This is a genomic window from Limnobacter litoralis (assembly GCF_030160455.1).
Classification (GTDB): domain Bacteria; phylum Pseudomonadota; class Gammaproteobacteria; order Burkholderiales; family Burkholderiaceae_B; genus Limnobacter; species Limnobacter litoralis.
Genome location: NZ_BSOJ01000001.1, coordinates 1 through 14,237, shown reverse-complemented (window position 1 = coordinate 14,237; position 14,237 = coordinate 1). Strand labels below are relative to the sequence as shown.

10 protein-coding genes and 1 pseudogene are annotated in these 14,237 nt (G+C 54.5%); 4 read left to right on the top strand and 7 right to left on the bottom strand.

Going from position 1 to position 14,237, the window contains the following annotated elements; translation table 11 throughout:
- The first annotated feature begins 14 nt into the window (after nucleotides 1-14).
- Both bioB and QQJ87_RS00050 read left to right on the top strand, forming a co-directional pair.
- Nucleotides 15-1,013, top strand: coding sequence for a biotin synthase BioB (bioB, locus tag QQJ87_RS00055; RefSeq protein WP_284279203.1), 999 nt, complete (start codon nucleotides 15-17; stop codon nucleotides 1,011-1,013).
- 191 nt (nucleotides 1,014-1,204) lie between these two features.
- The gene (locus tag QQJ87_RS00050) at nucleotides 1,205-1,591 is read left to right on the top strand and encodes a hypothetical protein (RefSeq protein ID WP_284279202.1); all 387 of its coding nucleotides are present in this window, start codon (nucleotides 1,205-1,207) and stop codon (nucleotides 1,589-1,591) included.
- Between the two features lie 101 nt (nucleotides 1,592-1,692).
- On the opposite strand, the gene QQJ87_RS00045 is transcribed toward QQJ87_RS00050, so the two are convergent.
- The 4 genes from QQJ87_RS00045 to QQJ87_RS00030 form a co-directional block, all read right to left on the bottom strand.
- Nucleotides 1,693-2,802 (bottom strand): porin, encoded by a 1,110-nt coding sequence (locus tag QQJ87_RS00045; RefSeq protein WP_284279201.1) that lies wholly within the window; start codon nucleotides 2,800-2,802, stop codon nucleotides 1,693-1,695.
- A 211-nt stretch (nucleotides 2,803-3,013) separates the two neighbouring features.
- Entirely contained in the window at nucleotides 3,014-3,892 is an 879-nt protein-coding gene (locus QQJ87_RS00040; protein ID WP_284279200.1) for a hypothetical protein, read from the bottom strand.
- Between the two features lie 36 nt (nucleotides 3,893-3,928).
- Nucleotides 3,929-5,071 carry a glycosyltransferase family 4 protein gene (locus QQJ87_RS00035; RefSeq protein WP_284279199.1) on the bottom strand — a complete coding sequence of 381 codons (1,143 nt, stop codon included), beginning with the start codon at nucleotides 5,069-5,071 and terminating at the stop codon, nucleotides 3,929-3,931.
- A complete protein-coding gene (locus tag QQJ87_RS00030) occupies nucleotides 5,068-6,000 on the bottom strand; it encodes an O-fucosyltransferase family protein (RefSeq protein ID WP_284279198.1) in 933 nt (310 codons plus the stop codon). Before QQJ87_RS00030 ends, QQJ87_RS00035 begins: the two co-directional genes overlap by 4 nt.
- Before the next feature lie 107 nt (nucleotides 6,001-6,107).
- Here QQJ87_RS00030 and rfaQ point away from each other — a divergent pair, with 107 nt between their 5' ends.
- Together rfaQ and QQJ87_RS00020 are read left to right on the top strand one after the other, a co-directional pair.
- Nucleotides 6,108-7,166 carry a putative lipopolysaccharide heptosyltransferase III gene (gene rfaQ, locus QQJ87_RS00025; protein WP_284279197.1) on the top strand — a complete coding sequence of 353 codons (1,059 nt, stop codon included), beginning with the start codon at nucleotides 6,108-6,110 and terminating at the stop codon, nucleotides 7,164-7,166.
- 98 nt (nucleotides 7,167-7,264) lie between these two features.
- Entirely contained in the window at nucleotides 7,265-8,383 is a 1,119-nt protein-coding gene (locus QQJ87_RS00020) for a DegT/DnrJ/EryC1/StrS family aminotransferase (RefSeq protein ID WP_284279196.1), read from the top strand.
- Between the two features lie 13 nt (nucleotides 8,384-8,396).
- Here QQJ87_RS00020 and msbA read toward each other — a convergent pair whose 3' ends face one another.
- The 3 genes and pseudogenes from msbA to QQJ87_RS00005 form a co-directional block, all read right to left on the bottom strand.
- Nucleotides 8,397-10,151, bottom strand: a complete 1,755-nt coding sequence (gene msbA / locus QQJ87_RS00015) for a lipid A export permease/ATP-binding protein MsbA (protein WP_284279195.1) — start codon at nucleotides 10,149-10,151, stop codon at nucleotides 8,397-8,399.
- Nucleotides 10,148-13,675: a DNA polymerase III subunit alpha gene (gene dnaE, locus QQJ87_RS00010; RefSeq protein WP_284279194.1), complete on the bottom strand. Its 3,528-nt coding sequence runs from the start codon at nucleotides 13,673-13,675 to the stop codon at nucleotides 10,148-10,150. The genes msbA and dnaE overlap by 4 nt, the downstream gene beginning before the upstream one ends.
- A gap of 205 nt (nucleotides 13,676-13,880) precedes the next feature.
- Nucleotides 13,881-14,237, bottom strand: a pseudogene (locus QQJ87_RS00005) (hypothetical protein); the annotation flags it as partial.

The following is a 14,237-nucleotide window of genomic DNA, read 5'->3' as shown; positions in this document are numbered from 1 at the left end:
GAAAAGGAAAAACCATGGAAAGCCAAATCACCTGGACGGGCAAGCAGGCCAAACAAGCGGCCACCACCAGGCAAACCGTTCGCTGGACCGTCGAACAAATCGAAGCATTGTTCAACTTGCCCTTCAATGACCTGATCTACAAAGCCCAACAGGTGCATCGTGAACACTTCGACGCCAATGCGGTGCAATTGTCCACTCTGCTTTCCATCAAGACCGGTGGCTGTCCCGAGGACTGCGCCTATTGCCCACAATCGGCCAAATACGACACCGGCGTGGACGCTGAAAAACTAATGCCGCTTGATGAGGTCTTGAAAGCGGCAAAGGCCGCCAAAGACAAGGGCGCCACCCGGTTCTGCATGGGTGCCGCATGGCGCAGCCCCAAAGACCACCAGGTGGAAGCGGTGGGTGAGATGATCCAGGCCGTCAAGGCCATGGGCATGGAGACCTGCGTCACGCTGGGCATGCTCAAGCCCCATCAGGCTCAAGACCTTCAGAAGGCGGGACTGGATTACTACAACCACAACCTGGACACCTCACCCGACTTCTACGGTGACATCATTTCAACCCGCACCTACCAGGACAGGCTGGACACCCTTGAAAACGTGCGAGAGGCAGGCATCAAGGTGTGCTGTGGCGGCATCGTGGGCTTGGGTGAAAGCCTGACACAGCGTGCAGCACTGATTGCCCAACTGGCCAACATGGAAAAACCGCCCGAGTCTGTGCCCATCAACAACCTGGTGAAAGTGGAAGGCACGCCGCTGGCTGACAATGACGAGCTGGACCCGATTGATTTCGTGAAAACCATTGCTGTTGCGCGAATCACCATGCCACGTTCGTTCGTCCGCCTGTCTGCTGGCCGTGAACAAATGAATGAAAGCACACAGGCGCTGTGCTTCTTGGCGGGCGCGAATTCCATTTTTTACGGTGAAAAACTGTTGGTCACCGACAACCCCGAAGCAGACCGCGACCGTCAGCTGTTTGACAAGCTGGGCTTAAAGCAATTTGGGAAATAAAGCACCCATCTGATTGATTCATATCAATTTAAATCAAATCAGCACTTCGAAATTCTTGTTTTAAATCAACAAGGTGGCGGGCATTCCCGCCACTACTCCATCTTTTCCTGTTCTCGGGTTGGGCGCATAATGGAACCATCAAACTCGGGATGGTTTCTAAACCCTTAGAAGCGTTCCAAAGGACGAGACCTATGAACAAGACAATCGCTGCGCTGTGTTTGGCTGTCGTTCCGCTGGTGTCTTTTGCCCAAGCGGGTGGTGTGTCCTTGAATCTGGACCAGGAAAGCCCCTTGAGCAAATGGGGACGTTGGACCTACCTCGAAGAAGGCACAGCCAATTATGGCTTCAAGCTTTCACAAAACCGGAACCGCATGCCATTGACCGCCAACTGGCGACATGGTGACTGGGTGTTCAAGATGAACAAAGACATGATGTCGGATCGACACGACCTGTTCTTTGGTCTGAGAATTTCGGAAGATCAACTGCAAACAACCTCGCTGGGCTGCATGAGCAACCGCGCCAAAAACGGATTTGGTTCGGCGTTGTGCGGTGTTCAGCTGGATATGAATTTGAAATAAAAACCGCTGCAGATTTGCGCTTCTGATTCAACGCCTCTAAGCTTATAAAAAAAGCCACCCGAAGGTGGCTTTTTTCACTTTCAAATTGAGTAAAACTCAAATTAGAAGTTGTGGCGCAGACCCAAAACTACGGCAGTAGTCTTTTGATCGCTTGTACCAGCTACTTCTTTCTTTGCCTGGTTCACACCGAAGTATGTACGAGTGCGCTTGCTGAAGTCGTAGTATGCAGCAACCTGCAGTACTTTGTCTTTCAGGTTAGGAGCGGCCAGCTGGTCAGCACGGCCGTAAGAAGCTGTCAGACCGGTGTTGCCATTGATTGGAACCCATGTTGACAGGCGGTAGTCGGCAATGCGGTCGTCGCCAGCAACTGGTTGACGCAGCTTGGCACTACCATATACCAAACTAACTTTCGCCACGTTGAAGTCGTATGCACCGACCAACTGATACAAATTGTCCAGGTTGTCGGCTCCAGCGGCAACGCCAGATGCTACAGAGTTAGCGTAGGTGTAGTCTTGATAACCGCCACCGACGGTGATTGGGCCGTGACGATATGTGGCTGCAATTTCAGTTTGACGTGCACCGCTTTCATTAACAGTTGCTGATGAGTTTACACCAGCAGGAGGAGCACCAAGATTGTCCTTACCAACCATGGCGTGACGGAAGTTCACCTCGACATCACCAAATTTCTTGGCGTAACCAATGGCGTTAGCAACGCGCTGAGTGCGGTTGATCACAGAGTAGGAATTGGTGGCAGTGTTGATGCCGCTACCGATGTAACCAAAGCCGCCACCGATTGTTGTCAACTCACCACCGTTGTTGGACACACCATAAGCAACTTCTTGGGCCTGGTTATACAAAGGAGCCTGAGAGTCGTTACCGCCGTCTTGCTTACCGAATACCAGGGTGCCCAGTTCGTTGCTCTTGAAACCAACGTAGGAATGACGACCACCTACACCGTTGTTGTTGTCAGCAGCAACTGAAAATTCGTAGGCGAAGATGGCTGACAGACCGCCGCCCAGATCTTCAGAACCTTTCACGCCCAGACGTGAAGACACGTCTTGCATGGTTGTGCCTTGACCGGCTGTACCGTCAGTCTTGTTATGAACGAGGTTTTCGTTCACACGGCCGTACAGAACTACGTTTGATGAATCAGCGAATACTGGGGCAGCGAAGGCCAGACCCAGAGCAGCAGCTAAAAGCTTCTTGTTCATATTTCACCCTTATTAGTGTTGGTTGAATATTTGCCGCCTATTCAGACGGCACGAGAAACAATGTACACGCACACCCCAAGAGCAACCAACCAAATCACCCGGAGAAAATTCAAAAGAACAGGGTTTTGTAGCTGACATGCAACATCGGCGAGGGGGTATTTACAACTGTAAAAGTGTGTGGCGGAGCGATTGAAATGACGCAATTGCTGGATTACAAGGGGAAAATCACTTTTTGACGACCCATTTCGGCTGCAATCGCTGTGATATCGGGGCTCACGGGCAACACCCAATCCACATAGGCCATATGCCCAATCAACTGGTTCCAGTTCACCAAAGTAAGGCTGCCCAGGTTGGCCGTCAATTGCCGACGCAGCAGTCTATTGCCCGTGGTTACGACGAGGGTACTGACAAACAGCTCGTGGCCCATGGTACCCAGCAATTCAGATCGCCTGCGCTGAATCAACTGACTTGCAAATTCTTCGCGCTGCTGCAATACAGACAATGACTCGGTGGCTTTGCCCAGATAAACAAGCACCTTGACGCAGCGTGGTGGCGCATGGTGATAGACCTGGTTGGCATAAGCGATGGCTTGCGGTCCGGGCTGCAGGGCCTCAGCTTGGTAGGACACAGGGTTGGCCAGTAAGGGCTGCACTGCGATGGCTCTCTCAGGTCGAAACGCGAGCATTCGAACGAACAGGCGCCAGCTGCGCTTTATTTGAGAATACAAGGTCTCATTGTCAACAGGCATCACCGACACACAAGCGTCCAATTGCAGACCGCGCAGTTTTTTGAACGATGCGCGATTCTCGAGATAACGCGCCACGCGGCCTTGTGTCGGTCTGGGCGGCTCCAAGGCATTCAACGGCAAAAAGGCAGCAACCCGCTCGTCCATTTCAAAAAAAGCGAGCGCATCTCGTGCTCCCAACACAATCAGGCTTGCCTGAGGATGTGTGGCGTGAAGCGTGTTCAACAATCGACGAGCGGCCAGCGACTCCTGAAGTCCCCCGCAACACCAGATGCCGATTCGACGAAGTTCCTGTTCGGGCCAGGCCTTGAATTCGGGATCAGGACGAGGGGCATCGGCGGGCATGAATTGAAACATTCGGGACAGGGACAAAGAGGCTTTTCAAGAGTATCCACCGGTTTGGAGTCGCGGCAGGCTGAATTGTTCCACCAGCCTGGCCAGATTCGCCTCACGGCCAAATTGGTGACGTACGGCAAGCGCGCCAGACTTTGCCATGCGTTTGGCATCCAGAGGCTTCGAAAAGATCAAACTTAAAGCGTGGGCCCAACGCTCAACCGCGCCTTTCTCAAAAGGCGGCGGGCACACAAAGCCAGTTTGTCCATCAACCACCGTTTCCGGAAGGCCCCCAACCTTGCTGACCACCACAGGGGTCTCAAGCCCCAAAGCCTCAATTTGACTCATCCCCAGCGGTTCATAGCTTGAGGGCATGACAACCACGTCTGCACGGGCAAGCAAGGGCGCCACGGGCTTGATTGTGCCTGGCAACAGGACATGCTTGGCGAGACCTCGCCTTTGCACCTCCGCTCGAACAGATTCCAGCAACTCACCTTCACCCGCCGCCAGATAGGTCAGACCCGGATAATCGGCAATCAGTCGCTCAATGACATCCAGCATGAAGCTGTGCCCTTTTTCAAGGCGAAACATGGCGGCATGCACAATGAGTGGACGCCTGGACGAATCAGATAACCATTCAGCAAGTTGGCCGGTCGGCATGGGCGCTGCCTGACGGTCAAGTTGATCAAAATCAATGCCCGGGTACATGACTGCGATCCGGGATGGATCAATTGCAGGGTTGGTCAATAACTGATCTCGAAGTGCCTCGCTGGGCGTAAACGTGACATCAAACAACCGATTGTAAGTCAATGCTTTTGCAGGCCCGGGTTGATAGGTGCGCATGCGAATAAGCTTTGGTTTGTATGGCAGACAGCTTAAACCGGCCAGGGCGTGCACAGCCAGTGCGCTCACATTGGAATCGTGCCCGCTGTGGCACACCACAGCGACGGGCTGATGCTTTCGGAGCAAACGGGACACACGCCACAGACTGGGCGGGTGGGCGGCATTGCGAAAGGGCACCCATTCCACCGAAAGCCCACGCTTCAGCGCTTCCTCCCCGACACGGCTGCCTTGTCTGCACAGCACGAATGGACTGTAACCCAGAGACTTCAATCCTTGAGCCTGATCAAGCAACTGAAATTCCTGTCCACCCATGTTGCGTGAACTTTCCGTGAAAAACACAGCGGTCATGTGGCCAGCCACTCCAGATTTGCGGGACGGGAAAGATCGACACCCTGCCAACGTTCGCCCAATGGCAGAATGTCGCTGCCTGTGCGGCCTGATTCACGCCAGCGTGGCATTCGCGAGCCAAACATGCGAACCAGACCAAATTGAGGATTGTCTGAAGTGCACCCGGATATTGGTACGATGGAATCAGAAGGCGCCCCCATCACATTGGCGGCCCAATGAGAATAGCCAGACACCGGTGTAGCCAGTAGAACCGGGCAGCACGCCAATGCGAACAGGTCTGCCACTGGATTGACCTCTGAGGCATGGTCTGGCCCTTTGTAGGTGTAGGGCGACTTTAAATCCAGCTGAAAAACAGGAAAACGATCGGTGATGGGCTTAAGCACCTCTGCCGAGCCGTTGGACGCCAAAAAGAACACGGTATCCGGTTGCAGTTCAAGCACCTTTTGCATGGCCGCTGCATACCACCAGATGGGCACGGCTGGCCACTCGGCGCCTATGTCATAGCGGGATTCGCTGACCAGTTGATAATCGCCCTGACGAATGTGAACAGCCACGACAGGGCGTCCCCGCCAGGGGGCAAACGCTCGCTGTATGCCCTCGACGACAAAAGGCGCTGCCTTGACCCTGCGAGCAACCTCGAGATAGATCGGATCTAAATATTCTGAGGGCCCGTCAAGCGACCTGCAGATTACCTTCTTGTTGCCGAGCGATTCAAAAAGACTAAGGTCGCAGTTTCGAACCCGGAGTGCACCCAGTTTTGCAAACAGGCCCACTTTTCCCCGTTTGGTTCCCTTTACGCAGAATGAGTCCAGCTCATGCCAGTCGAGCACGATGGGATGCCCGAACTTTTTCTGGATGGCGAAAGCCAGGGGCAAAGCCTCAAAGCGGTTGGATATTCCAACAAATTCATCAATGTATACAGTGGGCATTGGACGAAGGGACCTGTCTGTGCGACGTTTTGACTGATAATACGACGAAGTTTACTTGCATCCACTGCCCTGCCAGTTGAGGGCAGCCTCGAAATAGGTGATTCGCTTTGCAAAAAATCCTGGTCATCAAGTTGCGCCATCATGGCGATGTGTTGCTGAGTACCGCCCTGTATTCAGCGCTGAAGGGGCATTTCCCGAACTGCCACCTGGACGTGCTGATTTACAAGGAAACCACGCCGCTGCTGGAGGGTAACCCGCACATTGATGGGGTGATGACCATTGACCGGAAGATGAAAGGGCTGAAGCGGATTCGGCATGAACTGGGCCTGCTGCTGAAGGTGCGCAAAGCACGCTATGACGCGGTGGTTCACTTAACTGACCAGTGGATCGGGGCCTTGTTGGCCCGTTTCAGCCGCGCACCCTTGCGCATCGAAATGTTTGTGGCCAAGCGTGACCGCCCTTTTTGGCACCACAGCTTTACCCACTGCGTGACGCCCCCACCCAGGGGGCAGGCGCATGCGGTAGAACTGAACCTGATGTGCCTGCAGCATTTTGGGATTGACCCCAAGGGCAAGCGGTATTCACCCGTTTTGATTCCACAAGACCGCTATTTGGCGCAGGCCACTGAAAAGCTGAAGCAGGTCGGGGTTAATTCGCCTTTTGTGTTGATTCATCCCGCGGCCCGCTGGCCTTTCAAATGTTGGGAGGACGATCGGTTTGCACAGGCCGTTTCGCATCTGACGCAAAAGGGCTTTGACATCGTACTGACCTGCAGCCCTGACCCTGTGGAGTTGGCCATGACCCGCCGCATTGAGGACTTGTCGCGCCAGGCTGAGCTACACGGCAGAACGTTGGTGAACTGGGGCGGCAGCATGAGTTTGCCGCTGTTGGCTGCCCTGCTGTCAGGGTGCCGATTTTACCTTGGGGTCGATTCAGCGCCCATGCACATGGCTGCCGCTTTGAATGTGCCGCAAGTTGCTCTATTTGGCCCCTCGTGGGTCAATGAATGGCGCCCGTGGTCGCACAATGCCACGGTGGTTTACGCGGGGGATTATGGCCCACTGCCCCACCCTGACAGCATTAACACCGAGGACCCCACCCGTCTGCTCGCCGCCATTCCAACCGAGGCGGTGTTGAAAGCCATTGACGAGCGACTTGCGAGCTGAAAGCCTGAACAGACGGGACTTACCCCCCGTAAATGGCGATCTGCAGGCAGTCAGCCCGGTTTACACTGCAAGAATGACTTTGTAAGCGGGAGGCCAGTGTGGCTGACTCAAAAATTTTTGTGACCCAACCGGCCCTGCCACCACTTGAGGAATTCATTCCTTATTTGCAGGAAATTTGGGACAGCAAGATACTGACCAACAACGGGCCTTTCCACAAGCAGCTTGAAGTGGCGCTGAGCCAATACCTGGGTGTTGACCAACTGGCGCTGTTTGCCAACGGCACCATTGCACTGGTTACCGCGCTTCAAACACTTCGAATTACAGGCGAGGTCATTACCACGCCTTATTCCTTTGTTTGCACCTCTCATTCCCTGTTGTGGAATGAGTTGAAGCCGGTGTTCGTCGATGTAGACCCGGTGACGCTGAACCTGGACCCTGCTCGCATTGAAGAGGCCATTACCCCGCGCACTACTGCCATTTTGCCGGTGCACTGTTATGGCAACCCCTGTGATGTCGAAAAAATTCAGCGAATTGCCGACATTTATGGCCTGCGCGTGATTTATGACGCTGCGCACGCCTTTGGGGTGCAATACAAGGGCGAAAGCCTTCTTCGACATGGCGATTTGTCGGTATTGAGCATGCACGCCACCAAAGTATTCAACACCTTTGAAGGGGGCGCGATCATTTGCCCCGACAAGACCACCAAAGAACGCATTGGGTTTTTGAAGAATTTTGGATTTGCAGATGAAGTGACGGTGACCGCTTCCGGCATCAACGGAAAAATGAGCGAATTCAACGCAGCGCTGGGCCTGCTTCAACTGAAATACATTGAAGCTGCATTGGCGAAACGCCGACTGATTGAAGCACGCTACCGCCTGTATTTGAGTGACATGCCGGGCATACGCCTATTGCCGATACCCGATGACACCGTGGGAAACTCGGCCTACTTTCCGATCTTCTTTGATCCGGAATTTCCCTTGAGTCGGGACGCAGTGTACGATCGGTTTAAAGCCCAAGACATTTTGACGAGACGTTATTTTTACCCCCTGATCAGCAGCATGCCCATGTATCGGGGCATGCCGTCGGCCAGCGTCCAGAATTTGCCGAATGCCAACAAGGCTGCCAATGAAGTGTTGTGTCTGCCGATTTACCCCGATCTGGCGCTGGACCAGGTGGACCGTATCTGCGAATTACTGACCGAATTTTCCAACCACTGAACACGCACGGCAGTCAGCTGACCGCCTCTACATTCTGGATGGAATGCAGATAGTGATAGCGACCTTTCAGTGCAAGAAGTTCCAGATGGGTGCCGCGCTCAATGATTTCACCTTGCTCGATGACGACAATAAAATCGGCTGTGACCAAGGTGGACAACCTGTGCGCAATCACCAAGGTGGTCCGACCGTGGCGCAGCCTCTCCATGTCGTCTTGCACTTCCCTTTCCGCCTCAGAGTCCAGGGCGGATGTGGCTTCGTCCAGAATCAGAATGGGGGCATTTTTCAAAAAGGCACGCGCAATGGAAATGCGCTGACGCTGTCCGCCTGACAAGCGCAGGCCGTTGTCACCCAACACCGTGTCCAGCCCATTGTCCAGCTTTTGAATGAAAGGCCAGGCGTTGGCCATTTTCGCGGCCTCGACAATGGCTTCCTCGCTGGCTTGACGCATTTCACCGTAGGCAATGTTGTGGCGGACGGTGTCATTCAGCAAATGACTTTCCTGGGTTACAATCGCAATCTGACGACGCAAACTTTCGAGATCCCACTGCTTCAGCGGCACGCCATCCAGACGAACCTCGCCACTGGTGGGGTCCAGAAAGCGCGGCAACAGATTAATCAACGTCGATTTGCCACCACCAGAAACCCCAACAATGCCCACCGTCTGGCCTGGCTGCACAGTCAGGTCAATCCGCTTCAGGGTGGGCACGTCGGTGCCGGGGTACTGCAAACCAACACCGTCGAATTCAATCACCCCCTTGGCCCGTTCGGTGGTGTGTGTGCCCTGCGACGTTTCAATGGCGCGATCCACCACACGAAACACATTGTCGGCGGCCGCCAAGCCCTTTTGCAGCTGTTGGTTGATGTTGGTCAAACGCTTGACCGGGGTCAGCAGCATCATCATGGCCGTCATGAATGAGGCAAAATCCCCCGCGGTCATGGCGTTTTTGCTGGCCAGCTTTCCTGCAAAAAAAACAACAAACGCCACCGCCACTGCGAGAATCCACTGAACGATGGCCGAATTCGCCGCACTGGTGGCCACCAACTTCACGCGGCTTTGACGAATGTCGTCGGCACTTTTCATGAAGCGGTCCGTTTCAACGCGGTGTGCACCGTATATCTTGATGATTTTTTGGGCGTTGATGACCTCGGAAATGCTTTGAACAAGGTCAGCATGAGAGGTTTGCGCACTGTGCGCAAAGCGGTTTAGGCGCTTGGCCGCCACACTCACCCCGATGGCGATCAAGGGGACAATTGCAATACAGACCAGGGTGAGCTGCCAGTTGGTGTACAGCAACATGGCCATCAGCCCTATTACGATTGCCCCATCACGAATGGCCACGGTGATGATGTTGAAGCCCGCCTCAGTCACCATGTCCACATTGGTCGACACGGTCGAAATGACCTTGCCCGCGGGTTGCTCCACAAAATAGGAATTCGGAAAACGCAGAATTCGGGACAGCATGTCGAACCGCAGATCAACCACAACAAGTCCCGCCAACTTGGCACTGCAGTATTCATTGATGTACGTAGCCAGTCCACGCACCAAAAACAGCGCCACGATGATGAGGGGCAACCACTTGGCCGTGCTGGTTCGGGTGGCTGAAAAATTGTCATCAATGAGCGGCTTCATCAGGCGCGCAAACAAAGGCTCCGTGACTGCAGCAAACACCAGCGACACCAGTGCGGCCACCAAAAGAGGCCAGTATTTCAGGCTGTAGGCCAGCAGACGGCGGTAGAGGTCAACGGGCTTTTGTGGCGCAGGGCTCATGAATAGATCCAGTTGGCGTTGCCCTCACCCAGCCAGTCCTGCAGGTTCAGCAACAATTCTTCTTCGGGGCGAACCTTCCAGTCGCTGGAAAGCTGTGCCACGCAAGCGGCCTGGCTGTTGTGATAATCAATTTCAACGAGACAGCCTTGTTCGGTGTCAACAAAGGGGCTCAGCAAACTTTGAAGGCGCTGGGCATCTGATTGCCCGTTCATTTTCAGACGCAAGCGGCTGACGAAATGCGCACGTGCTGCACCAAGGCTGTAAAGGTTGTCGGCAGACACCCTTAAACCACCCGTGTAGGAATCCTCAGAAACCCGGCCTTGCACCACCAGCAAACTGTCCTCTTTCAGCAAGGACCGATTGGCCTCAAACTGCTCATTGAAAATGGACAACTCGATTTGGGCCGAGGCGTCGTCCAGCAACACAATCGCCATTTTGCCTCGGCGGGTCATCATGGTGCGCAAACCCGCAATCACCCCAGCCATCCACACGGGCTCACGGGAAGGGGCCAGGTCTTTCAGTTTCAAACGGACAAATTTGCGCACCTGCGCTTCGTCGGCGTTGAACAAATGCCCGCTGAAGTAATACCCCAAGGCTGTCTTTTCTTGTTGCAGACGCTCGCGCTCGCCCCAGGCGGGCACATCAACCAGCTCGGGCGGTGCATTGCCCCCAAGGTCGTCGCCAAACAGGCTGACCTGGCTGGCAGTGGCCGCCTGCTGTTCAGCCCATTCCATGGCTGGGCCAACACTGGCCAACAAGCGCGCACGGTCGGGGTTGATTGAGTCAAACCCACCCGCGCGGATGATGGCCTCAATGGCGCGGCGGTTAATCTGTTTGCGGTCTACCCGACTTGTGAAATCAAACAGGCTGGTGAACGGACCATTGGCCTTGCGTTCCGCAACAATGGCCTCGCTGGCGGCCTGCCCCGTGCCTTTTACAGCCCCAAGCCCATAGCGAATGGCGCTGGCCTTGGTGTCGCCTTCCAGCTTGACCGGGGTGAAACGATAATCGGATTCGTTGACATCGGGCGGAAGCACCTGCAGGTAGGTACCGGCCTTTTTGCCAGGCACCTGACAAGCGTGCAGCGCATCTTCGACAAACACCTTGACCTTGTCGGTGTCGTCCATGTCAGAGGACATGGATGCCGCCATGAACTCCGCCGGATAATGGGCCTTCAACCAGGCCGTGTGAAACGCAACCAGCGCGTAAGCGGCCGAATGCGACTTGTTGAAGCCGTATTCCGCAAATTTTTCCATCAGGTCAAACAACTGCTTGGCCAGGGCGGGGTCGACACCACGCTCGGTGGCACCCGTCGTGAAAATTTCACGCTGCTTGGCCATTTCTTCGGGCTTTTTCTTACCCATGGCACGGCGCAACAGGTCGGCGCCACCCAGGCTATAGCCCGCCAAAAGCTGGGCCACCAGCATCACTTGCTCTTGATAAACAATCACACCATAGGTGCTTTTCAGGGTGCTTTCCAGCTTGGGGTGGAAATACCATTCTGAGCGCCCAACACCCGTTTTGGATTGTTCCTTTTTACGCGCAATGAAGTCGTCCACCATGCCAGACCCCAAAGGCCCAGGGCGGTTCAGCGCCATTAAGGCGATAATGTCTTCAAAGTTGTCGGGTTTGAGCTTTTTTTCCAGGTCTTTCGCCGAGCGCGATTCAGACTGAAACACGGCAGTGGTGTTGCCTTCCGAGAAGAGCTGATACACCGCTGGGTCGTCCAGCGCCAAATCTTCCAAACGAAAGTCTGCGCGGTCTTCATAACCTTCACGAACCCAGCGTACCGCCCAGTCCAGAATGGTCAGGTTGCGCAAGCCCAAAAAGTCGAACTTCACCAGGCCCACCGCTTCCACGTCGTCTTTGTCGTACTGCGACACCACGGAATCGTGTGCGCCATCGGCGCAATACAACGGGCAAAAATCGGTTAGCTTGCCGGGGGCGATCAACACGCCACCGGCGTGCATGCCGATGTTTCGCGTCAAGCCTTCCAAAGGCTTGGCCACGGCGATGATTTCTTTGGCCTCGTCTTCGTTTTCCACCCGCTCCTTGAACGTGGGCTCTTCATTCAGGGCGCGCTCCAGATCCCAGGGGTCTGTCGGTGTTTGCGGAATCAGCTTGGACAGGCCGTCGCAGTAGTTGTAGGGCATGTCCAGCACACGCCCGGCGTCGCGAATTACCGCTTTCGCACCCAAAGTACCAAAGGTGGCAATCTGGCTGACCGCGTCACGGCCATAGCGCTGCTTCACGTATTCAATGACGCGGTCGCGGTTGTCCTGGCAGAAGTCAATGTCGAAGTCGGGCATGGACACCCGCTCTGGGTTCAAAAACCGTTCGAAGAGCAGGTCATAACGCAGGGGGTCGAGGTCGGTAATGCCCAAGGCGTACGCCACCAAGGAACCCGCACCGGAGCCCCGGCCCGGCCCAACCGGCACACCATTGTTTTTACCCCAGTTGATGAAGTCCTGAACGATCAGGAAATAACCCGGGAAACCCATGGACACAATGGTGTCACATTCAATTTTCAGGCGGGCATCGTATTCAGGGCGCATCTTTTCCCGATCAGCCGGGTTGGGGTACAAATGCACCAGGCGCTTTTCCAGACCCTCTTTGGACAAATGAATCAGGTAATCGTCCAGTGTCATGCCGTCTGGCGTGGGGAACAGTGGCAGCTTGGGCTTGCCCAATTCCAGAGTGAGGTTGCAACGCTGCGCAATCAGCAGCGTGTTTCGCACGGCGCTTGGAATGTCGGCAAACAGCGCCTGCATTTCAGACGTGTTTTTGAAGTACTGCTGCTCGGTGAATTTGCGCGGGCGCCGCGGATTGGACAACATTTCGCCTTCAGCAATGCACACCCGTGCCTCATGCGCACGAAAATCGTCCGGTTTCAAAAACTGAATGGGGTGCGTGGCCACCACGGGCAGTTTCAATCGGGCCGCCAGCTGGCAACTCAAATTCACCAGGTTGTCTGCCTGTTTGCTGCCGTCGCGCTGCAATTCAATAAAAAAACGGTTCGGAAACAGCCGTGCAAAGCGCAGTGCAGCCTTTTCAGCCGCCTTCTGCTTGCCTGCCAGCAAAAACTGGCCGATGTCAGAGTGCTGAAAACCCGACACCACAATCAGACCGTCGCAGCCCACCTCTTCAAACCACTCGTATTTGACGATGGCCTTGCCGCGCACCTGGTTTTGCAAATAGGCTCGGCTGAGAATTTCGCACAACTGCAAATAACCCGCGTGATTCTGCACCACCAGCAAAGCCCTGGCGGGGTGTTGATCGTCGCGCGCGCTTTCGATCCAAACGTCGCAAGCGGCAATGGGTTTGACCCCCGCACCGCGGGCTTTTTTGTAAAACTTGACCAAACCAAACAGGTTGGACAGATCGGAGATGGCCAAAGCGGGCATTTGGCTGGCCACGGCAGCCTTAACGGCCTCGCCCACACGCACCATGCCATCAACCACCGAGAATTCGGTGTGCATGCGAAGGTGGACAAAACTGGCGGGAAGATTGGCGGCTTGGTTCATGCCGCCATTTTAGCGGGAAAATCATTTGAAACTCGGGAGACATCCGAAGCCATCAGAAGTTCTTGGCCGTTAAGCCAAACTTGAGGGACTCCACTGGGTCATTACAGAGTCTACGTCATTGAGATTTGCGTACTGCCGGAACTGTCGCGTTCTCCAGTGAGTTGAGACATCAAAAAATTGCCTGAAGGTAGGAACCGATCGACTCCTACACTTCGTGCTGTGAACTCTTGAACCTGAACAAGAAGAGCGAAAGTCCTCCAAAAATAACGAGCCCTGTAACGAAACCAATAACCACCTCTAGATCAGCCACCTGTTCCGCATTTTGAGCACCATAGAACTCCACCAACTTGATGGCCAATTCTTGAGGAAGAGTCGGAAAGTACTCGGGGTAATGGTTAATGAACCATGTGAAAGCCAAAGAACAAGGCAGAACAAAGAAACAAACCACCTGACCGATTTTACGAATGCTCATAGGACAGTAAGAATCCCATAGGTTGAGGCTGTAAATAAATTTGTGTAAGTGCATTCGGCCAATTAACCTCTTTCGAGGAAATGACCGATG